Raw genomic sequence first — 19,628 nt, forward strand, 5'->3', positions numbered from 1 at the left:
CGGCTGCGCTGCCGTGACCGGTCCGTCGGCCGACGCTTTTCCGCCCAGCAGATGTGCCGGGCGGGGCTCGGTGCGGTTCCGGACCTGTGCCGTGAGACGCCGGGGCTAGCTGTCCATGGCCGCGGGGGGCGGCGGGGAGTCTTCGGGCTCCTCACAACTGCGCCGGTAGTAGGGGTGATTGGTGTCGATCTGCTTCGCCAGCCGGAGAGGGGTGGGCTCGGTTTGCCGGCCGTCCCAGCTGACGCCCTGGTTGATGAGGACGACGCCCGCCTTCCCGATGAGGTCGGCATCGGCATCGTCGGTGGTGGGGATCGCGGTGAGGCGTACGGCGGTGTGGGCGTAGCCGTTCTTCCCCTGCCGTTTGGCGGCTTCCGGGGCGAAGCGCGAGAAGTCCGAGCCGAAGCGGCCGGGAGGTCCGGCGGCCCAGGGGCGCGGCACGGTGGTGAGGAGGAAGTCGGGAAGGTAGCCCGTTCCGTCGTCGGAGACGAGTTGGTACGGGCTCTCGCTGGTCTTGGTCCGGCGCCACTGCTCGTTGTTGCCCCAGACGTACGCGCCGGTCGGCCGGCCGATGCGTTCGAGGTCGTTGATGGTGCGGACGACGGCGAGGGGCCGTTGGGCCGGGGGCAGGCCGTGTCCGGGCAGCCAGGAGGCGGGGCGGGGCAGGCCTGCGGGAGGTGGGTGTGCGAGGTTCTCGTCGCGCAGGCCGGCCCAGATGTATTCCGTGGTGTCGCCGTCGACGTAGATGACCATGGGGCCGGGCAGGGGCAGTTGGGTGCGCGCAGCGGTGAGCGCAGCTTCGGTGATCTGTGCTGCCGCCGACGCCTGGTGGCTCTCGTCACCGATGGTGGGGAAGCCGGAGACGTCGTATCCGGGGTCAGCCGCGTGGGCGGCGAGCCGCGTGCGCCGGTAGGGCTCCCACTGCGAGGTGATGGGCGAGTAGGCCCAGGCGGTCCACGGCTCGTCGGGTCCGTCGACGGGCCGGATGGCCGCGAGTGTGATCGTCACTGGGGCGGGTTTGGTGTTGCGGTGACCGTACTGGCGTCGCTGGGCGTGCCGGCGGACGTGGATGCCGATGTGCCACCAGGGGTGGAGCGGAAGTTTCCCGAACGCGGTGCCGAGGCGGTGATCGACGATGTCCAGGCCGCGGACCAGGTCGCGCAGGGCGTTCTCCGTGGAGCTGACGAGTCCGCTCTCCCGTGCTTCGGTCGCCTTCTTGATGAAGTACGGCGAGCACGGTTCACCGTTCTTCTTGAGGGTGGGCACGGGCGCAGGGGCCTGCTTGATGTACTGCGCGCTGATGCCGAGCCGGGCCTGGGCCTGCTTGGAGGGCCACTTGCCGTCCTCGGCCTCCGCCTTCTGCCTCTCCTCGGGCGTGGGGTACTTGCGGTTGGGGTCCCACTGCGTCTCGCAGAGGGTGGCGACGACCTTTCCTTCCGTGGGGAAGGGGGCGAGGAGTTCGGCGAGTTGCTGCTGGCGGTGTTCTGCGGTGGCGGGGCCGTGTGCAAGGGCGCCTGCCTTGTCGTGGAGGAAGAGCACGTCCACGCGGCCGGGGATGACGTCGTGCTTCACCTCGGTGTCGAAGGCGACGAAGTCGTCGCCCAGGTGCCACTGGCGTGCGATCTCGCGTTGGACCCGTGAGCGGACCTCGTCAGTGTGGTGGAGCACCACCAGCAGCAGGCGATCGATGCCGGCGGCATCCATGGCGGCGGGCAAGTGCTGGGGAAGGATCGGGCCGCTCGTGCGGGCCCCGGTCTTGGCGGTGGGGACCGACAGGCCGGGGACTTCGATGTAGACAGGAGAGGTGTCCCGGTAGGCCTCGCAGTGCTGGTCGATGTGCTCCTCGATCCGGCGGAACATCTCCATGCCGTGGCCGCGGCCCAGGCCGGGGGTGGTGACGCTTTCGGGGGCCACGGCGCGCACCGCGCCCAGCTCGGCCGTGGCCGCGATGAGGTCCTCCTCGAGGGCCTCGGGGAAGGGCGGCACCCGGTGGGTCAGGCGTGGCAGTCCGGCCAGGCGGCGGCTGGCGGCGACGGCGGGCACATTGAGGCGGCGCCTCCAGGGCGGGCCGTCGGTGCGGGCGACCACGGCGAGGGGTTGCTCGGGGTTGGACAGCAGGACCGTGCGGACCCCGTACCAGCGGTCGGCCAGCAGGGTGGTGACGGCGTTGACGGTGACGGCATGGCGCGCGGAGTGCCCCGCTGCGGCGGTTCCGATCTTGATGCGGGGAAGGAGCCGGCGCTGCCGCCCCTCCCCGTCCGGGCTGCTGGGCACTTCGTGGCCGACGGCGGCGAGGGTGCCGTCGGTGCACAGCTGGAAGCGAGCCGGGTGCGCGCCGCCGAGCTGCCACTCGAGGGCGGCCAGGTCCTCGGCCAGGCGCCAGCGGGCCAGTTCCCCGGGCCACCAGTCCAGGGAGCGCCGTCCGGCCACGGGGCGGGGCAGGTCGGGGTAGGGCACGGCCGGGGCTTCGGCGATCGCGTCGGCCAGCCGCTGGACGGCCGCGCGCCCCGGGCCGTCGGGCAGGATGGCCTCGCCCCAGTAGAGGAAGACGTCGCGGCGGTCTTCGCCGGGCATCTCGGCGCCGGTGAGCAGTTGTGCCTGGCCGTTGCTGACGTCCCAGCGGGCCCAGGTGCCCAGCACTGCGCGCAGGATGGCTTCCAGGGGCCGGTAGGGCGGCTGGACGTCCTGTCGTGTGTCGCCCACCCGTTCCCTGTAGGCGCGGCACAGGTCGTGCCAGGTGTCGAGGGCGACCGGGCCGGGCCGGTGAGCGAAGACAGCGCCCAGGACGTTGGGATGGGTGCGGTACTGCAGCAGGCCGGCACGCTTGCGGTGCTCGTCGCCGGGGGGACACGCGGTCATGCGGCCACTCCGAAGTGGTCGGGGTACCCCTTGCGCAGCCCGGTGAGCAGGTGGGGGGCGTGGGCGTACTGCAGGAGTTCCTCGGCGGTGTAGCCGTAGGCGCGGCCGGTGCCGGCGAGTTCTTCGGCGGTGTAGCTGTCGTAGAGCTCGCGCACCAGGGTGGGCAGGTCGGTGCCCCAGGTGGTGTCGTGGAAGGCGCCGTCGATGAGGTGGAGTTCGACGTGGGTCTGTCCGCGCCGGCCGCGTCCGGCGAGCTGGATGCACTGCCCGAGGACCGTCGCGATCAGTTCGCGGCGCAGGTCGGCGGGGAGCGCAGTGAAGCGCTTGGGGGCGGCGAGGATGGTCCACAGGCGGGTGCGGGCCGTGGTGCGGGCGGCGGCCAGACGGGCGGCGGGGGTGGTGGTGCTGTCGTGGCGCGAAGCGGAGCGCCAGGCGCAGGCGGCGACGCTGGCGGACAGGGCGGCGGGTTCGTCGACCGGCATCACCGGGCGGATAGCGAGGGCGATCAGGGAGATGGCCGATTCGCGTTTCCCCGAGGGTGCCGTGGTCAGGACGTTCAGGCCGCGTTCGGTGCGCGGCAGCGGGGAGATGAGCACGTCGCCGCCCCGGTCGGCGAGCTGGGAGAACTGGTCGCGGGTGACCAGGGTGACGGCGTCGGGCACCGGCGGCAGATCGGGGTCCTCCTCGTCGGAGGTGGCCACGAAGATCTTCAGTTTGCGGCCGAGCGCGAGAGCGGCCTCGTACAGGGCGGCGGCGAAGATGCGGGCCTGGCGGTAGGAGTTGACGGCGATCAGTGCGCGGGCCCGGTGGGCCGTGGCCGTGTCGGTCGCCAGCCGCTGGAGGTCCTTCACCAGGGTCGGCGCATATCCGCGGGCGAGCGCGGCGACGCGCTCGGCGCGCTCGTGGAAGGGGGTACTGCCCACGGCCAGGGTGCGGTTGTCGACGACGGGGGTGCTGCGGAAGATGCTCAGCCCGCCGCGCTGGGGGTCGGGCATGGCCCATTGGGGTTCGGCCAGCAGATGGGTGCGTGCGGCCTGCGGCAGGTATCCGGTGGCCGACATGCCCAGCACCACCCGTCGGTGGCCGGCCAGCGCCAGGGACACGATGTCGCCCAGGTAGGCGGTCTCGGTGTGGGGGTCTCCGCGCAGGACTTCCATGAGCAGGCGCGGCTTGGCGGTGGGGTCGTCGAGTCCCTCGAACCGGAAGCCGCTGATCTGCTGTCCCAGCGGGCCGAAGGGCACGATGTTCCCGGTGTCGCGGTGGCCGACGGTGTCGGCGAGGACCGAGGCGCCGTCGATGGCGTGTGCGGCGAGTTCGCCCGCCCGGTCGGCGAGGTCGAACACGGTGTGGTTCAGCGCGCTCAGCCAGGCCTTCATCATCACCGCGTGGAACACGCCGCCGGCGAGAACCGGGGCGGACTGCGCCTGGTCCGTCTCCTCACTGTTGCCGCGGTCTGCGTCGTCGTCTGCCGACTCGCCCTGTCGGACGTGTTGGAGACGTGCGCGTTCCTGGGCGAGCCGTGTGACGGCGTGCTCGACGGTCGTCCGCAGCTGCTCCTTGATCGCGTCGAGTTCCCATTGGCCGCTCTCGTCGAGGCTCAGCATCCGTTCCAGCAGGCCGGGGATGCCACGAAGCCGCTGAGGCAGGACATCGGGGGCCACACGGTCTTCCGGCCGGGCGGCGACCGGCGGCAGCAGGGCCTGCAGTTGGTCCATCTGTTCCGCGCCGGCGCTGGCATCGGCGCGGACGCCGATCAAGTTGTCCAGCAGTTCACGGTCCCAGCGGTGGAGCTGGTACCAGCGCCGCCGGTCCTGCAGGATCTGCCGGACCCGGCGTGGGTCCTGTCCAGCGGCCAGCTTCTGCGCCTGCCGGATCTCGGTACAGATTTCGCCGCTGCTGACCAGGTCGAGCAGCTGCTCGGCCAGCCACACGGCCCTGGTGAGCGATCCCCGCGATTCCACCCGCAGGCGTGCGGGGGCGCGGTGCAGGTTGTCGCGGACCTTGCGCAGGGCGGTGTTCGGGTCGCTGACCGATGCCAGTACCAGGCTCTGGGAGGCCTCGAAGCCCCTGGACTGGTAGGCGTCGACCTCGTCGATGATCACCAGGTGTGCGCGGCGCAGCAGCAGTTCCCGCACGCTCATCTGCCGGCGCAGTTCGCCGTCGACCAGGACCGGAATTTTGACCATGCCGCGCTGGAAGCAGGCATGGGTGGTCACGACGATCTGGGCGGAGCATGCGGCGCGGATGTGGGAGAACTTGTCGCACCGGCTCACGAACGGGCACAGCGCCGTCCCCGGGAACTCGGCGGGGTCGCTGTGGCGCAGGCTGGTGCACGGCTCCTGGCCGTCGGTGAACCTGTCGTGTCCGTCCAGTTGGTCCTGGACGGCGCAGCCGTAGCCGGCCTCGGCCAGCCGCTGCCGTAGCTCGTCCGGCATCTGTGACAGCGGGGTGTGCTCGTCCACGGCCTTGTGCGCGGTCTGCAGGGCGAACTCGTGGCGGCCGCCCGGTGCGATCAGTGGCGTGACCGTCACGTCCAGCTGCAGTGCTTTCAGTTCCCGGCGCAGGGTTGCCACCTCGCCGAAGACGTCGGCGTTGTCGCTGACCAGCAGGGCCACGGTGTGTCCGTCGCGGGCCAGTTGCTTGGCCTGGGCGCGGGCGAAGACGTTCTTTCCCACTCCAGTCGGCGCGCTCAGGTGCCGCAGCGGCCCCGGGGCCATCGGGACCGCGGACGGTGGCGGCATCTTTCCCGATCCCATCGTGCCGCTCAGCAGGAGGCCGACCTGGTGCTCGCGGAAGGCGGCGCCTTCCATGGCGTCGTCCGCCGCGCGGGTCAGCCATCCCAGCAGATCGGGGTCGACGGGGATCGGCCCGGTGGCGTCTACGGTGGTTACCCGGGGCGGGGCGTAGTCCACCGGGCCGTCCTCGAAGCCGAGTTGGACCGGTCCCCGGGGGCTCGCGGCCGACCAGGGTCCCCCGGTGGCCACCTCGATGCGCACCGGGCGCTGTTCGGGAACCAGCAGCCGGTCGGCCGATTCCAGCGGGCGCTGTCCGTGCCGCGGGTAGACCGTCGTCATGCGCCAGTCCTCGCGCGCCCCGGGCGCGTACCGGTGCACGACGGGGTCGTCCCACCCCTGGTCGAATCCCTTGCGGACCCGGCGTTGCAGGGAGGCCAGGTCGGCGTCTCTGCGCGAGCGCTGGGCGACGAGCCTGCCGATGCGCTGCTGTTCTGCGTAGGTCAGGTGCTCCCACTGCGGCCACACGTGTGCGGCCTGCCCGGACAGCAGGACGTGGGCGTCCTCGATGCGGACCACGGTCCGGCCTTCGGCGTCCTGCGCCGGGAAGTAGTGCTCGGTCAGGGCCAGGGCTGCGCCCAGGGCGCGGCTCATGCTGTGCTCACCTCGGCGATCAGGGACACGTCGGTCAACACCCGGGCGCCGTGCGGGCCCAGGACGCGGGCGAGGACCCCCACATAGCCGCCCAGGTGTTCGGGGATGACCACGATCAGCCCCGCGCAGCCCTCCGGGTCCTCGCGCATCCGCTCCGCGATGCCCTGCGGATCCGCCCAGGTCTTGACGTCGACGCGCCAGGTGACGCCGTTCTTCGTGATGTGCAGGTCGTAGCTGTCGCCGTACGGCCACAGGTGCACGTGCGCGCCGGCCTTCTCGGCACGGTGCTTCAGCTCGACCTCCAGCAGGCCCGGCAGGACGATCCACTGCCACAGCCCGTAGGACAGCGCGACCTGCCCCTCCACCGGCCGCAGTTGCGGTGCTTCGCGGATCTCTCCGCCCGCGGGGGTGAGCCGCCACTGCCCCTCCTGCAGCGCCATCCGAAACCGGGCGCCGCGCTCCGTGTGCCGGATGTCCTCGCAGCTCAGGTCGGCGGCGTGGCGGCCTCTGGGGACGGCGCGCATGGTCCACCGGCAGAACGGGCACGGAGCCCACCATCCGGCGAACTGCCGCATCGGCGAGATGGCCGTGTACACCCCGAGATCGACCAGCTGTGTGTGCCGGGCGAGGGCGCGGCGTGCCAGCACGGGCTGGGTGATCAGGGCGTGACGGCCCTCGGTGTAGGCGGTGAAGCCGGCCTGCTGGAGTGCCCGAAACACCGCGTGCTGCACCGCCTCGGCCGTGATGCGTGACAGCCGGGTTCCTGACGGCAGCTTGCCCAGGGCACGCAGCACGCTGTGCAGGTGTCGCAGGTCCGCGCCCGTCCCAGGCACCTGCTGGTCCTGTTCCGAGGCTTCCATCGCCAGCCGTGTCAGGATTGGTGCGGCCGAGCCGTCGTCCTCGAGCAGGCGCGCGTTCCAGAGTTTCGACCGCGAAGTCGGCCCGGGCAGCAGCTCGCCGACCGGGGCCTTGGCCAGCCGGTCCAGGAAGTCAGGGAAGGACGCCCCCTTGCCGGATGCGCCGCACGCACGCTCGAAGCGGCCGTGACACTCCATCAGCAGCCGGGCACGGGCGCGCGCCTGTCCTTCCGGGCTGCACCACGCGATGGCTGCGATGACCAACGCGTCCAGGGCGGTGCGCTGGTCGGGATCGAGCTCTTCCATCTCGGCAGGCACGGCATCGGTAGCAAGCACAGAAGGAGGTCCTCACCCTCAAAGGAGGCCCGCCGGTGGACGGTTCGCCCTCATTATGTCGATGACGATTGCTTTTGGGTGAGTTCGCCACGTCCGACGCGCGAGGATGTCAGCAGGTGGGCGCAGCGTGCAGGAGAGGTCCCGTGAGGGGACCTCGAACGCGTCAACAGATCAAAGGAGTCACCCCTCCGTGGCCTCGCCCGTCATCTGCCGTAGCAAGAGCTGACTACTGAAGCCCGTGGTCTCCTGCACCCGTTCCGGCGCCCTTCCCGTCAAAGGCGGGGCCATCGGCGTCCCGTGAAGCCAGGCCCCGCGGTGCACCATACGGAACCCGCTCCTCGGCCGGAGCTCACCGGAGGTGGCCTCCTCCCGCCGGGGAACGTCACCCCCTCGGAGGGGCCTTGGCGAGCAACCTGCCGCACCGGGGAGGACCATGGAATTCTTCGACGACGTGACAGGGGCGCGGGCCATGAGCAAGGTGACGGACGAGGCAACCTGGCGCCAGGCCGCAATGATGTGGGCCTTCACGACACTCCTGCAGGCCGATCGGCTGCGCGAAGCGGTCGGCGACCTCAATGCGGCACAAGCGGAGCAGTTCTTCATCAACCGGCGCGAGGCAGGCACCCTCCCCGACGGGTGGAAGGCCCACACCGAGCGGGAAGTCGGCGACGGCATGTCCTGGCGGGTCACGTGGACGGCCGCCGCCGACACGTACTTCTTCCTGTCGGCGGCGGCCCAGCTGCGCAAGTGTGCGCTGGAACTCCCGAGCGAGGGACTGCCCGACGTTCCCGATGAGGAGATGATCCGGCTGCTCCGCAACTTCCACGAGCACTGGGAAGACCCGACCGGCCCGTCTGCGACCAGGCTCCTCCAACAAGTTCCTGACGCCGAACCCGGCCGGGTCATGTACACCAAGAACGACGTCTGGTTCGAGGGCGTGTCCTTGGAGGGCATCGAGAACTGGGCCTTCGCCGTGCAACGCGTGCTCCGCGACAACGCGGCCGCAGCTGGCGAGGACTTGCCCGACGTGGGCGAGGGCTCCAGCTTCCCGCAGTCAGGCTGAGGCGATGCGCCCAGCCGGGCCACGCAGCAAGAAGGCCGGAAGACACACTTCCTTCCGGCCCGAGCCTCAACCAGCGCCTATTCGCTGTCTCGCTCTTTCGCCAGCTCGGCTGCCAGCCGCTGCTCCAGTTCGCCCCGCCGAGCCTGCTTAGCCAGTGCGCCGTCGTAGCCCCGAGGGAGCCGTGCAAGACGCTCAAGCGCTGGCCCGAGCTTCATGACGGCCTCGGCCAATGGCGTGAGCGACGTGACCGCGTGGGTGAGTTCGAGGGACGCGAACTCCTTTGTGGGGAGAGGCAGAGGCAAGTCGTGGCGGAGAATCGTCAGGCGGGGGCGGGATGCGTTCGGGGTGAAGAGGACTGATGTGGTCCAGGACGCGCCCGCTGAGCCGGCGCTGAACTCATCTTCACCGAAGTAGGCCATGCCGGAGATACGCCATCGGGCGATGGCCGTGTACCACTCGTTGTCACCGATCCGGTACGCCTGAATCTTCTCCGCAGATCGAAGCGACGTCCTGACTGTCAGCCAGCCCACGCCAGGCATGACCGCGGTCTCCTGACCGACCTCACGGCCCAGTGTGGTGCACGGGAAAGTCCTCCCGTCACGGCCGAGGGTGCGCTCCGCCAAGTGCGCAATCTCATTGCACACCGTTGGTGAGCGGAGGATCTCGGTGGCAAGACTTTCGTCGGTCTTGGCCGGCTTCGTAAACCGCTCGAGCACCTCGTCGAGCGTCGTGAGGTGAACGAACCGGTCACCGAGGTCGACGACATCCCGGTCCATCGGCGAGTCATACGTGCTGCCGTTTCCGAAGTCGGTCGTGTTGTCACTGACGAAGTAGACCGTCTCGCCCTGGTTTTCACGAGCGAACTCGACGGCCGTGAGCCAGATCAGGGCGTCCCTCGCGCCCTTCTTTGCCTTGCCCTGCCTGCAGGGTGGGAGAGCGTTCGCCTCGCGATACAGGGCGTCGCGCATGGCCGTCGGGCTGGGCGGCAGGGTCTCCACCACCGTGTCGTACACCGCCCGCCAGTACTCGCGGACACGATCGGAGTCAGCATCATCAAGATGCGTGCGTGGGTTCCAAGGGGTGTGGCGCGCGAAGCCCTTCAACGCTGCGCTCGCAGCAGCGTGGGCGTCCTCGTGGAGGCTGACCCGCTGCGCAAGGAGTTCCTCCGCCACCATCCAGGGGATGGCGACGCGTTCACCGACCGCTCGAAGAGCCCGCAGGAAGTCCACGCTGCTGTCCTTGAGGCCGAGGGCTCTGATGGTGCACGCATCGAGAATGATCACGACCTGAACCTCTGTCTGATCCGGATTCGGATCACACAGAGTCTCAGTCATCCCACCCGCCCCGCACCCGAGTTGTGCCTATCCGGCGCGGCAACGACTGGCTCACTGGAAGCAGTAGTTGCGCAGCCCAGGTCCCGCGGGTCCCGGCCAGACTTCGGCAGGCGCGCTCGTGGCGCCGACGCGGTGTCGCGGCGCAGCACGCGACGTCTCGTCCGGAGCGCCGGGCATGGTGGCGAGACGGCCGCACGGCGGTGAGCGGGTGCCCCTGAGAGGTGCCCGGTTCGGGCTACAGAGAGGAACCCAGTGCCTGCGCCGCCCAGTTCGCCCACCCGCCGACGCGCGGGTGCCGCGGACGACGGCCGGCCGGACCTCAATGCCGACGGCGAGTCTCCGTGGGCGAGCGGCGCCGGGCCCAGGTGGCCCGGATCCGTGCGGCGCTCCGGGGCGGCCGACGTGCGTCACGTCTCCACGGGTGCCACGCTGGGCATGCGTCAGCGGGAACCGAATCGCTGGCAGTCCAGGCAGGCGTGCGCGCAGGTGTCCCTCGGTGCCATGACGCCGGGAGGGTAGACGGGCTCGCCGACGCGCAAGCCGTGCGGCAGACCGGCAACTCCTCCCAGACGGAACTCCGTTCCCGGCACCCACCAGAGCTGGGACAGATAGTTGAGGTGGGCGGCCAGCGCGACCAGCGGATGGTGTGCGCGCACCGCCCGGAAGCACATCAGCGCTTCGGCGCCCGTGGTCGGCCAGGGAACGCTGCTCCCCGAGCGGGGGTCGCACCACATGAAGTGGCCGAGGTCGGCGACGGTGATGAACTTGGGCCACTCCTCCGGGGAACGCCCCCGACACCAGCCCTCGATCCACCGGGCAACTGTCCTGGCCTGCTTGGAGGTAGAGCTGTAGGCGAACACCCCTGCCGTGGTCGGCACGTAGTCGACCTGCCCGGTACTGCTGGGGAACCGGAGGTGGTGGATCTCGGCCTGCCGTCGGCGTGGGGCCGTCTGGACCTGCGCGATCGACTCCAGCGCAGTATGCAGGACCGTGCCGTCGATGGTGCTCTTGACTTCGATGACGGTGTGGGCGGCAGACGGATCGATGTAGACCCGGCCGTCGTCTTGGAGAGTGCGGTGGGGTGCCACTTCCGGGGCGGCCAGCACCACGTCCTGCGAACGGAACCACGCCCCCGTGCTGGAGTCCTCGATCCCGACGCGCTTGTAGATCGTGGCCCGGTCCTGGATGTACCTGCCGACTAGCGTGCGGACCGCGTGTTCGCGCTCGTTGCCCTGGTCCGTGGGGTGCCGCAGCGTTGCCGACTCCTGGAAGGTCACATCCAGGTAGAGGGCGTCGCGGACGAAGCGGTCCAGGACATCCGGCCCTGCACTCATGCCGCTCCTTCCCGGGTCAGGTTTCTGATGCAGGTGCAGATGGCTGACGGGCCCGCCAACTCGGTCGGCGACGGGGCTGTTGAGCCAGGTCGTCGTCGGGGGCGGACCATCTTGAGTGCCTCGCTTCGGGGGAGGTTTCCGTGACGTGCTCCAGGCAGGAGAGTGCCAGCCCTCTTCTACTTCTACCTGCACAACGGCCAGAACTGCGCCAGATAGTGCTCGACGCCCTCCGGAACACCGAGTTGCGCGAGGGCGCGCACCTCGTTCCTGCCGCGCACCTGCACCCGCACGCCCCAAGTCAGGCCGGGCCGGCCGAGGAGGATGTCCTCCCTGGACGCCGCCGCGTAGGTCCACAGCCGCAGCCGCCCGGCGGGAGCGTCGATCCGTGTCTGCACGGTCTCTTCCCACGAGCCGGGGGCTGGCGGGGGTTCCTCGTCCCAGACTTCCGCCCGGAAGTCGGCCGAGTGCGTGTGGCCCGCGCTGTGGACCACCACCCGGGCGCCGGCCGAGGAGGCAAACGGTGCATCGGACATGGGCTCGTCGTCGAACGACGCACCGACGTCCTGCATCCACAGGCCGTAGAACATGACCTCGGCATCGAGGCACTGCTCAGCCAACAGCCGCATCCATCTGCTCCTCCACCAGCCAGGTTCGCGTTCGATCAGTGCCGCGTTCCGGCACCTCGACGATCGGGCCCCACAGCGCTTGCCTCAAATTACGCTCCGCACGACAACGAGATTCGGTCGCTCGTGAGCAGGCACGACGAGGCGCCGGCACGGCCCCGGGCGGCACCCCGACGCCAGGCTCGCCACCTCACGCCGCCAGCGCGGTCGAGGCGCCGAAGACTTCTTCGAAGGGGTGCGCCCGATGGGTGGCGACCAGGACCCAGGCCCCGCTGCGGTGCGGGCGGGCATGCACGGCGTAGTCGTGGACTTCGGACGGCGTGAGGACTTTGAGGTCGCCGAAGACGTAGTACAGCGGCGTCGGGAGGTGCGCGCCGGTGAAGAGCAGGCCCGCGCGCAGGGTGGCGGCGCTGATGGCGTACCGGTCGGAGTGGGTGCTGGGCATGCGGTCTTTGGCGTCGATGGTGACCACTTCGTCACCGCGGGCGGCGATCAGGTCGGGGAAGTAGCGCAGCGCCGATTCGGTGCGGGCCAGCGCCCGGCGGATGGCGGGCGGGTAGACGCCCTGGCCGCAGCCGTGGACCGTCCATCCGTGGGCGCGCAGTTCCTGGGTGACGCGTTGTTCGTGGGCGTCGCCGATCGCTTTGCGGTCCTGCCAGTGCGTCACCAAGGTTTCCCCTCCGCAGAGTTCACGTTGCGTGATACGAATGCTCCTCTTTTCGTGCTACTGCCTCATGGCTATGATGCCCCGCATGGCGTCATACGTAGACCCACGCTTTCGTCCCACGCTCTGGCCCGGAACGCCCGTCCCCACACCCGAGTTGAGACCCGCACCCAAGGCGCGGGCGGAAGACGGATGGATCGTCTGGGCCCCCCACCTCCGATCCGAAGGCGCCACAGTTGCGCTGCCGGAGGACTTCTACCTGCACGAGCTCATGGACCTCGACCCAGACGACCTCGACGCCATCGCCCGCCTCATGTGCACGTACGGGCACCTGGGCGGCGACCTCAGCGCGGGTAGCTGGGACGTCGAGGACTGGGAGTACTACACCGGGCTCGAGGAGCAACTCCACCCCACGCGCGACGGGTTCGCGCTGCACGGCGAGCTCGCCACGCTGTTCGTCTCCGAGGCCCAGGAGGCGGTCGCCACCTGGGTCGCACTGCGCAGCGAGGGCGGCCTCGACGCACTCGTGGACAAGGCGGTGTCCGAGGAGGAACTCGCTCTGTGGCGGGAGGCCAACGCCGACCACCACGAGGTCTTCCCTCGCGACCTGGAGCATCTGCGCGAACTGACGCTGGAGGCAAGGATCAGCGACCTCCACAGCACCCTCAATGCGGCCCTGAAGCCGTTCAGCATCGGAATCGGTGACCTGAGCGACCGCTATCCCACCATCCTGTCGGTCGCCTTCCTGCAGCTGTACAACCACCTCGCCCAGGACGCCACACTGCGCACCTGCGCCAACGAGACCTGCCGGCGCACCTTCGTCCGCCAGCGGGGGCGCGCCGCCTACGGTCAGAACCGCACCAGCGGCATCAAGTACTGCACCCGCGAATGCGCCCGCGCCCAGGCGCAGCGCGAACACCGCCGTCGCCGCAAGCAGGCCGCTCCCTGATCGCGCCGGTGCCCAATGCCCCTACGGCGGCGGCGCGTTGCAGGAGACCCGGTGGCCCGCACGGCCGAAGGTTTCGCGGCCGGCCGCTGTGCGCCGACCGCGGTTGCCCTCTTCCTTCCCTCCCGGTCGGCCGTGATCCTGTGGTCTGATGCGCCGCATGTCGAAGCTGTGTGAGTCCGGTGACGGGAAACCCGCGACCCGGATGGGCGGCACGAGATGTCAGGCCTGCTACCGGTACCACCGCAAGCACGGAACCTTCGTGAGGGCTGGCTCGCGGCCCCCGATCAGTATCGAGATGGTGCTCCAGAACGTGTCGGCCACCGAGTCGGGATGCCTGGTTTGGCAGGGGATGACGGACAAGGACGGCCGCCCCCTGTACTACGACGGTGACCGCTACGCGGCAGGCGAGAATCCGCTCGTCTACGTTCAGCGATGGATGTTCGAGCGCTACTCCCGCAAGCCTCTCGTGGCGGGGCAGACGGTCACACACGACTGCGAGAACAAGAAGCTGTGTGTCCATCACGCCCACGCCATTCTGTGGCGAGACTTGGGAAGCGGGGCCTTCATGAGCCGTGGTGACGGCCGGGGTGTCGACGGCGTGGCCCCTGCTGGCAGGTGCGCGAATGGGCACGACTTCGACGACAACAACATTCCCTATGTGAACCCGACGTCCGGCGTGCGCAGTTGCCGGCGCTGCACGCGCGACTCGAAGCTGCGCGCACGCGGGATCGATCCGGATTCGGCGCCCTACGTGCCGTACCGCAAAGGCAGCACTCACTGCCGGGCAGGTCACGAGTACGCGGTCTACGGTTTCAAGAACCGTGGCGAGGGGCGCGTCTGCAACGAGTGCGTCCGGATCAAGAGCGCGAAGGGCAATCTGAAGAAGGGCTACGGCCTGACGTTCGAGGACGTCGCCCGGATGCTGCATGAGCAGGACAACGCCTGTGCCACGTGTCTGACCGTCTTCACTGAGGCTGATCCCGACGACTTCCGAATGGGCGACGCCAATGTGGATCATTGTCACGACCGCGGGCTCACCCGAGGGCTGCTCTGCATGGACTGCAACATTGCGCTCGGCAAGGTCAAGGACAACCCGGACACGCTCCGCAGAATGATCAACTACCTGAGTGGGCGGGAGAGCATGCCCGCAACCTCAAGAGCCGAGACATGTCCGAGCACCATGCGCTGATCCGCCTGTTTCGTGGCCCAGCGCATCCCCCTGGCCCGCGTCTTTCCATGGTGTTCTGGCCGTCAGGGCGGAGAGGCCGACCGAATGGAACTTCCTTCGTGCACACCCCTGCCGTGCTCAACTCGCCTGATCTCCTGCCGACTCGACTTCTGAAGTGCTGGGCCACATCGAGTCAGTCGTAGCGTGATAGAGGTCCCTGGTAACGGAACCGGCCTGCGCCGTTGTGCCGGCCGCGGCGGGGCAGTTGCCACTCGGTCTGCGCGCTGCTTGTCACCGACGACGGACGACAGGCTCGCCGTCAGCGGATGAAGCCAGTTAACGAGGCTCAGGTGAGTCGGTTCGTTGCCCAGGGGCTCAGCGGCGGTCCAGCGCGTCTATCAACTTGCCGAGGTTCCGCACCGCACGGTCCGAGGCGCCCTTGGCTGCCAGTGCTCCCAGGACGACGTCCCGCTCCAGCAGCCCGGCGCTGCGCAGGTCCTGCAGGATGCGCTGGGCCTGCTGCTTGCCAAACTGGTCGCCGAAGCCGTTGTTCTTGTAGAAGTCCAGCCGATCGATGGCTGCGGCCAGCTCGGAGCCGAGTTGCTCGGGCTGCTCATCGGGCCGAGTGAGGTCGATGGCGCCGAGTTGGCGCGCCCAGCCTTCGAGCGGGAAACGGTGGGCACCCTCGACGACGGCCAGCGCGGAGCCACGGGCCAGGCCGGCGGCGAAGTCGAGGGTTTTCTCGTCGGGAACGTATGCCAGCACGGGTCCGATGCCGCGGCCGACACGGTCACGGGAGGCTCGCGGTGTGGTGACGGCGTATTGCGCCGCGAAACGCCGCAGGGACGGGATCTGTTGTTCTACGCCGAAGGCATTGAGTACAAGCACGCCGCTGGCACCCTGTTCAGTGCATTGTTGCCGAACCCAGGCCACGGCCAGATCGGCTGCGATCTCCCAGTCCCGCTCGGGGTCGTCATCGGGCACCCACGCCGCCTGCAGGATGCTGCTCGCGCTCACCACGGTCGCGTCCTCTCTGCTTCGAGGCGGCCGCGCGGAAGACGCGGCCGTACCTCGTCACGCTATCCGCAGCCTCCGACAGCCAGTCCCTGCGCGGATGAAGGGGACGGAGCACAGGAGCCACCGGTCTAGGTGACAACAAGGGCGCTCGTGCGACGCCTCTCCTGCTTCGGACCAGCCGCGTTGTCGGGTGCCCAGGTCCCGGCGGCATGCCCCGCACAGCCACCACATCAGGACGGTCGGCTGTGTTCTTGCTCTGGTCTCAGTAGTCGACGTCGAGGTAGTCGAGGTCGGTGAACTCGACCTGCAGTCCGTCGGCGCGGCGGCCGCGGTCCTTGAAGTAGATCTCCTGGAGGCCCTCGGCGAGGATGTTCTGGAGCTGCCGGTCGTCGGCGCCGGCGGCGTGGGCGTCGAAGAGACGGGCGGCGTAGGCGGGGGGCAGGGCCTGGGTGATGGCGCGCAGGCGGGCGTCGTCGGTGGTGCCGGGGTCAGCGGTGAAGCCGAAACGGGCGCGGGTGTCGATGACGATGCCGCCGGTGGTGGCGGCCTGTTTACGGGCCGTGGCGCGCACGCGCGGCTGCCAGCGCTTGCGGACCTCGTCGGCCAGGCGCTGGGCGAGGTCGGGGCGGGGGTTTTTGATCTGGCCCTTCAGGTAGCGCTCCACGGTGCGCTGGGAGACGCCGAGGAGTTGGGCCGCGGCGCGGGTGCCCTTGGTCTGTTTGGTGAGGTAGCGCATCTGGGCGCGGGCGGTCTTGGGCAGGGGGCGGGTGAGGTGGGCGGCCTCGGCGCGCTCCAGGCTGTCGGTGAGCAGTCCCATGGCGTTTGGTTATTCCCCGGTGTCGTGGTGGGTGACGGTGCCGGTTTTGATGTGGCGGGCGAGGTTGATGTCGGGGCCGTGTTCCTCGTGGAGGGATTCGGCCCACAGGATGCTCTGGGTGCCTTCGTGTTTGACCATGCCCGGGGAGATGCCGAGGCGGAAGGTGCCGGGCAGGGGTTTGCCGTCGGGGCGGGGCAGGAAGTCCAGCGGGCTGGGGCCGGTGGAGGGGTAGACGGCGCAGTCGGAGAGGACGGCGACGGGGTAGAGGCCGGTGTGGGTGGCGAGTTTGAGCATTTTGCGGTGCATGTTGATGCGGGCATTCGCGATGACGGCGGCGCGGATGTCGGGGCGCCAGGTCGGGCGGGCCAGGGCGGGCCAGTGTTCGCCGGGGCGCCAGCCGCCGCCGTGGGGGCGTTCGCGGAGTTTGCCGATGCCGCCCTTGACGGTGGCCTTGATGGCGCTGAGGACGGCCGCGGCGGCAGGGTCGGCATCTGACGCGTCGGTCATGGCGGCCAGGAAGGTGTCCTCGGGCAGGCCGGGGGTGACGCCGAGGTCGGCCATGGTGGCGAGGTAGGCGTCGCGCAGCCGGGTGTACCAGGCGTCGAGGTAGGGGCCGCTGGTTTCGCGTACGTACGCCTCGAGCGGGGTGACCTGGTGGCCGAGTTCGGCGGCGTAAGCGACGGTCGGGGTGGCGTACCAGGCGGGGCCGGTGGGGGTTTCGCCGGTGGGGGTGAACGGGTTGGGCAGGCGTTCGTCGAAGGTGATGTGGGAGAGGTCGACGAGCCAACTGCCGGGGGTTTTGGGGTCGAAGGCGGGGCGGTGGAGGTGGACGGGGGCGGACAGGCCAACGGTGAGGCGGTTGGCGGCGGCGGCGAAGGCCATGTTGACGTCGATACCGACCACATGGGACTGAAGGCATTCGGTGTCGGTGAGCGGGCGGGCCCACTGGTAGGCCTCCTCGTCGAGGACCTCGTCGGGGGTGCGCTGGTGGAAGCGCGGGTAGCGGGCGGCCACCAGCGGGTGCCCGTCCGGGGCCTCGGGCGGGGCGCAGTCGACCGGCTCGGTCAGCGAGCCGGGCACCGCCCCGGAGGTCCAGGCGCCGGTGGCCGCGTCCTTGACGGCGCGGGTCGGCGGGCGCAGCGCGGTCATCAGCTCCAGGCCGGTGACGGCGGCCGAGCCGCGCGGGGTGAGCACGCGGGTGGCGTAGGTACCCAGTACCTGGGCGATTTCGGGCGCGGGGAGTTGGTCGGCATGCTTCCAGGTGCGCTCGTCCAGGGCGCCCCAGGGCAGGATCGCGAACTGCACGCACCGGCGGCGCGCCCCGTCGGCGCTCTGGTAGACGCGCGGCCACGGGCCGAACCCGCGGCGGGTCAGTTTCCAGCCTGCTGAGAGCAGTTCGCGGACCACCGGGTGGGCGTCCGGCAGGCGCAGGCTGCGCCGGTCCGCCAACTCGCCGGGCAGGCCCAGGGCTTCGGCGGCCGTGGCGGTGAGTACCACCAAAGGGTCGGCGTCCCGGCCGGAGCGGTGTAGCCGGGCCGCGCCCAGCTGTGCTTCGTCCAGCGCCCATTGGGTCAGCGCGGCGAGGCCTGCGTCCAGGGGACTGTCCAGGACGAGACCTCCCAGACCGTAGGCCCGGCCGTCACCGTCCACGACCAGCAGCGGGCCGTGGGCGAACCGCCCCTCCCCCGCCGGTGTTGCGGGTGCGGCGTGACGGGGGGCGGTGCGCGTGGGACGCGGGGCTACCGTCGTCGCCGCAGGGGCTGCATCGGCGGGCGCGGGTTGCGCTGTGGGCGGCGTCTGCTGCAGAGCGGGCCGACGCGGGGCCTCGGGCGCGGGCGCGTCTTGTTCCGGGGTGTCGGGTGCCGGGAAGCGGGTGGCCAGGCCGTCCAGCAGCCGGATGTAGGCGGCACGCTTGGGCGCGCGCGGCTCGGCACGGCCCGCCTCCCAACCACTCACCGTCTCCCGGCGCACACCCAGGGCCCGGGCCACCTGATCCTGACTCAGACCCGCACTCTCCCGCAGGCGCTTGCGCTCCTCCGGGGCGGGCAGCGCATCCGGCGCCGCCTGCTCCAGCAGCGCATCCACCGAAGCGAACAACCGGTTCGACTCGCCTGCCACTCTCACCACCTCCACCCGCCACGCTACCCGAAACGCACGTCTGAACGCATGTCAAACACACATGAAGGGTGGCGTATTGCCGCTTCCGCAGCGCGGTCCTGCTGCCGCCCGGCCTGCGATAGCGCTTCGGGCGTGCGGCACCGAAGTCTGACGGCCTCGGTTTCACACTGTGCATCGGACCGGATCCCGATGATCCGGGGTCGCCGGGTGCTTTCAACCCACGGAAGTAGTCGGCGAGGGAAGGGATTCATTGCCATGGGCGAGCAGATGGTTCAACGGACGGTGCTGCTCCTGACGGTCGGCAGCGGGGCGACGTACATGGCGTTCGAGCACCCGGCACTCGGCACCGCGCTCCTGGTCGGTGTCGCCGTGGTGACGTTGTTGCGCCGGGCGGCCCTTACGCGACACTCGCAGGGCACGGCAGGCTCGATGTCCAATCGAGGGATCACTCAAGTTGCGCAGCAGCGTCGACTCGATGAGGGAACTTCAAGCGCCCGAAGAGACCACGGGAGTTGCCCTCTTCCCGCCTCTTCTCGCCTCGTTCAGCACCTTTCGCAACAAGGGTTGACGGCTGAGGGGCGTTGCCCCCGCTGTCTGACCCGCCCCAACGAGGCCGTCACCGAGGGCAGGAGGGCGGGTCCGGGGCGCAGGGGTCATGGTCGGTCCACCGGGGGTGTATCGAGACGCATCGCCATGCCGTTCAGGGCGGGCGTCAACGCCGGATAGCGGGCCAGTACCAGCAGGTCGGGGCCGTTGGCCAGTTCAGGGAAGCGGTGCTCGTAGACGTCGAGGAGTGTCCCGGCGTCGTACGTGACCGAGAAGACGCTGCGGCGTACGGCATCGGCGTAGAAGTGGTCCGCGTCCGAGGCGAGGAGGGCTGAGCCCCTGCCGGTGGCGACCCGTACCACGTGAGTCCTTGCGGTTTGACCACCGACCAGGTGCACGCTGGTGCCGGGCGCGATCTCCCGGTTCCTGTCGTGGATGCGGACTCGAGGCGCGACGTTCGGTGTGAGTGTCCTCTTCTTCCACACGATCATCGCCTGGCGTCGGCGGGCCACGTCGGCCCACCGGGTGCCGAGGCCGTGGCGGACTCTGCGTGGAGCTGG

The 19,628-nt window shown here is 70.0% G+C and carries 14 protein-coding genes; 3 read left to right on the plus strand and 11 right to left on the minus strand.

The window, feature by feature from the left end; all coding sequences use genetic code 11:
* Positions 1-105: 105 nt before the first annotated feature.
* Genes OKJ99_RS34195 through OKJ99_RS34205 form a run of 3 tightly spaced genes read right to left on the minus strand, consistent with a single transcriptional unit; the run spans position 106 to position 7,435 of the window.
* Positions 106-2,856: an RNaseH domain-containing protein gene (locus tag OKJ99_RS34195; protein ID WP_326022101.1), complete on the minus strand. Its 2,751-nt coding sequence runs from the start codon at positions 2,854-2,856 to the stop codon at positions 106-108.
* Entirely contained in the window at positions 2,853-6,242 is a 3,390-nt protein-coding gene (locus tag OKJ99_RS34200) for a hypothetical protein (protein WP_326022103.1), read from the minus strand. The genes OKJ99_RS34195 and OKJ99_RS34200 overlap by 4 nt, the downstream gene beginning before the upstream one ends.
* Positions 6,239-7,435, minus strand: coding sequence for a restriction endonuclease-related protein (locus tag OKJ99_RS34205; protein WP_326022104.1), 1,197 nt, complete (start codon positions 7,433-7,435; stop codon positions 6,239-6,241). The genes OKJ99_RS34200 and OKJ99_RS34205 overlap by 4 nt, the downstream gene beginning before the upstream one ends.
* A gap of 433 nt (positions 7,436-7,868) precedes the next feature.
* Here OKJ99_RS34205 and OKJ99_RS34210 point away from each other — a divergent pair, with 433 nt between their 5' ends.
* Entirely contained in the window at positions 7,869-8,498 is a 630-nt protein-coding gene (locus tag OKJ99_RS34210; protein ID WP_326022105.1) for a hypothetical protein, read from the plus strand.
* A gap of 77 nt (positions 8,499-8,575) precedes the next feature.
* Here the strand turns inward: OKJ99_RS34210 and OKJ99_RS34215 are convergent, their stop codons facing one another.
* The 4 genes from OKJ99_RS34215 to OKJ99_RS34230 all read right to left on the minus strand — a co-directional run bounded on the left by OKJ99_RS34215 (position 8,576) and on the right by OKJ99_RS34230 (position 12,456).
* Positions 8,576-9,832 carry a PIN domain-containing protein gene (locus OKJ99_RS34215; RefSeq protein WP_326022106.1) on the minus strand — a complete coding sequence of 419 codons (1,257 nt, stop codon included), beginning with the start codon at positions 9,830-9,832 and terminating at the stop codon, positions 8,576-8,578.
* A gap of 440 nt (positions 9,833-10,272) precedes the next feature.
* Positions 10,273-11,166, minus strand: coding sequence for a DUF6602 domain-containing protein (locus OKJ99_RS34220; protein ID WP_326022107.1), 894 nt, complete (start codon positions 11,164-11,166; stop codon positions 10,273-10,275).
* A gap of 182 nt (positions 11,167-11,348) precedes the next feature.
* The gene (locus OKJ99_RS34225) at positions 11,349-11,792 is read right to left on the minus strand and encodes a hypothetical protein (RefSeq protein WP_326022108.1); all 444 of its coding nucleotides are present in this window, start codon (positions 11,790-11,792) and stop codon (positions 11,349-11,351) included.
* 187 nt (positions 11,793-11,979) lie between these two features.
* Complete coding sequence (locus OKJ99_RS34230) at positions 11,980-12,456, minus strand: PDDEXK family nuclease (RefSeq protein WP_326022109.1); 477 nt, start codon at positions 12,454-12,456, stop codon at positions 11,980-11,982.
* Positions 12,457-12,724: 268 nt separating this feature from the next.
* Between OKJ99_RS34230 and OKJ99_RS34235 the strand changes: the two genes are divergently transcribed.
* On the plus strand, positions 12,725-13,402 hold the full coding sequence (locus tag OKJ99_RS34235) for a hypothetical protein (RefSeq protein WP_326022110.1): 678 nt from the start codon (positions 12,725-12,727) through the stop codon (positions 13,400-13,402).
* 295 nt (positions 13,403-13,697) lie between these two features.
* Complete coding sequence (locus tag OKJ99_RS34240) at positions 13,698-14,591, plus strand: endonuclease domain-containing protein (protein WP_326022111.1); 894 nt, start codon at positions 13,698-13,700, stop codon at positions 14,589-14,591.
* Between the two features lie 354 nt (positions 14,592-14,945).
* Here the strand turns inward: OKJ99_RS34240 and OKJ99_RS34245 are convergent, their stop codons facing one another.
* The 4 genes from OKJ99_RS34245 to OKJ99_RS34260 all read right to left on the minus strand — a co-directional run bounded on the left by OKJ99_RS34245 (position 14,946) and on the right by OKJ99_RS34260 (position 19,580).
* Positions 14,946-15,587, minus strand: a complete 642-nt coding sequence (locus OKJ99_RS34245) for a hypothetical protein (RefSeq protein ID WP_326022112.1) — start codon at positions 15,585-15,587, stop codon at positions 14,946-14,948.
* A gap of 262 nt (positions 15,588-15,849) precedes the next feature.
* A complete protein-coding gene (gene tpg / locus OKJ99_RS34250) occupies positions 15,850-16,404 on the minus strand; it encodes a telomere-protecting terminal protein Tpg (protein ID WP_326022114.1) in 555 nt (184 codons plus the stop codon).
* 9 nt (positions 16,405-16,413) lie between these two features.
* On the minus strand, positions 16,414-18,522 hold the full coding sequence (tap, locus tag OKJ99_RS34255) for a telomere-associated protein Tap (protein ID WP_326022115.1): 2,109 nt from the start codon (positions 18,520-18,522) through the stop codon (positions 16,414-16,416).
* A 653-nt stretch (positions 18,523-19,175) separates the two neighbouring features.
* The gene (locus OKJ99_RS34260) at positions 19,176-19,580 is read right to left on the minus strand and encodes an MBL fold metallo-hydrolase (protein WP_326022117.1); all 405 of its coding nucleotides are present in this window, start codon (positions 19,578-19,580) and stop codon (positions 19,176-19,178) included.
* Between the last annotated feature and the right edge of the window lie 48 nt (positions 19,581-19,628).

This window comes from Streptomyces endophyticus (genome assembly GCF_035798155.1).
Classification (GTDB): domain Bacteria; phylum Actinomycetota; class Actinomycetes; order Streptomycetales; family Streptomycetaceae; genus Streptomyces; species Streptomyces endophyticus.

Bases quoted from the DNA above. Each gene is read 5' to 3' on its own strand.
- OKJ99_RS34195 (WP_326022101.1), bottom strand. From the start codon at position 2,856: ATGACCGCGTGTCCCCCCGGCGACGAGCACCGCAAGCGTGCCGGCCTG.
- OKJ99_RS34200 (WP_326022103.1), bottom strand. From the start codon at position 6,242: ATGAGCCGCGCCCTGGGCGCAGCCCTGGCCCTGACCGAGCACTACTTC.
- OKJ99_RS34210 (WP_326022105.1), top strand. From the start codon at position 7,869: ATGGAATTCTTCGACGACGTGACAGGGGCGCGGGCCATGAGCAAGGTG.
- OKJ99_RS34215 (WP_326022106.1), bottom strand. From the start codon at position 9,832: ATGACTGAGACTCTGTGTGATCCGAATCCGGATCAGACAGAGGTTCAG.
- OKJ99_RS34220 (WP_326022107.1), bottom strand. From the start codon at position 11,166: ATGAGTGCAGGGCCGGATGTCCTGGACCGCTTCGTCCGCGACGCCCTC.
- OKJ99_RS34225 (WP_326022108.1), bottom strand. From the start codon at position 11,792: ATGCGGCTGTTGGCTGAGCAGTGCCTCGATGCCGAGGTCATGTTCTAC.
- OKJ99_RS34235 (WP_326022110.1), top strand. From the start codon at position 12,725: ATGGACCTCGACCCAGACGACCTCGACGCCATCGCCCGCCTCATGTGC.
- OKJ99_RS34240 (WP_326022111.1), top strand. From the start codon at position 13,698: ATGGTGCTCCAGAACGTGTCGGCCACCGAGTCGGGATGCCTGGTTTGG.
- tpg (WP_326022114.1), bottom strand. From the start codon at position 16,404: ATGGGACTGCTCACCGACAGCCTGGAGCGCGCCGAGGCCGCCCACCTC.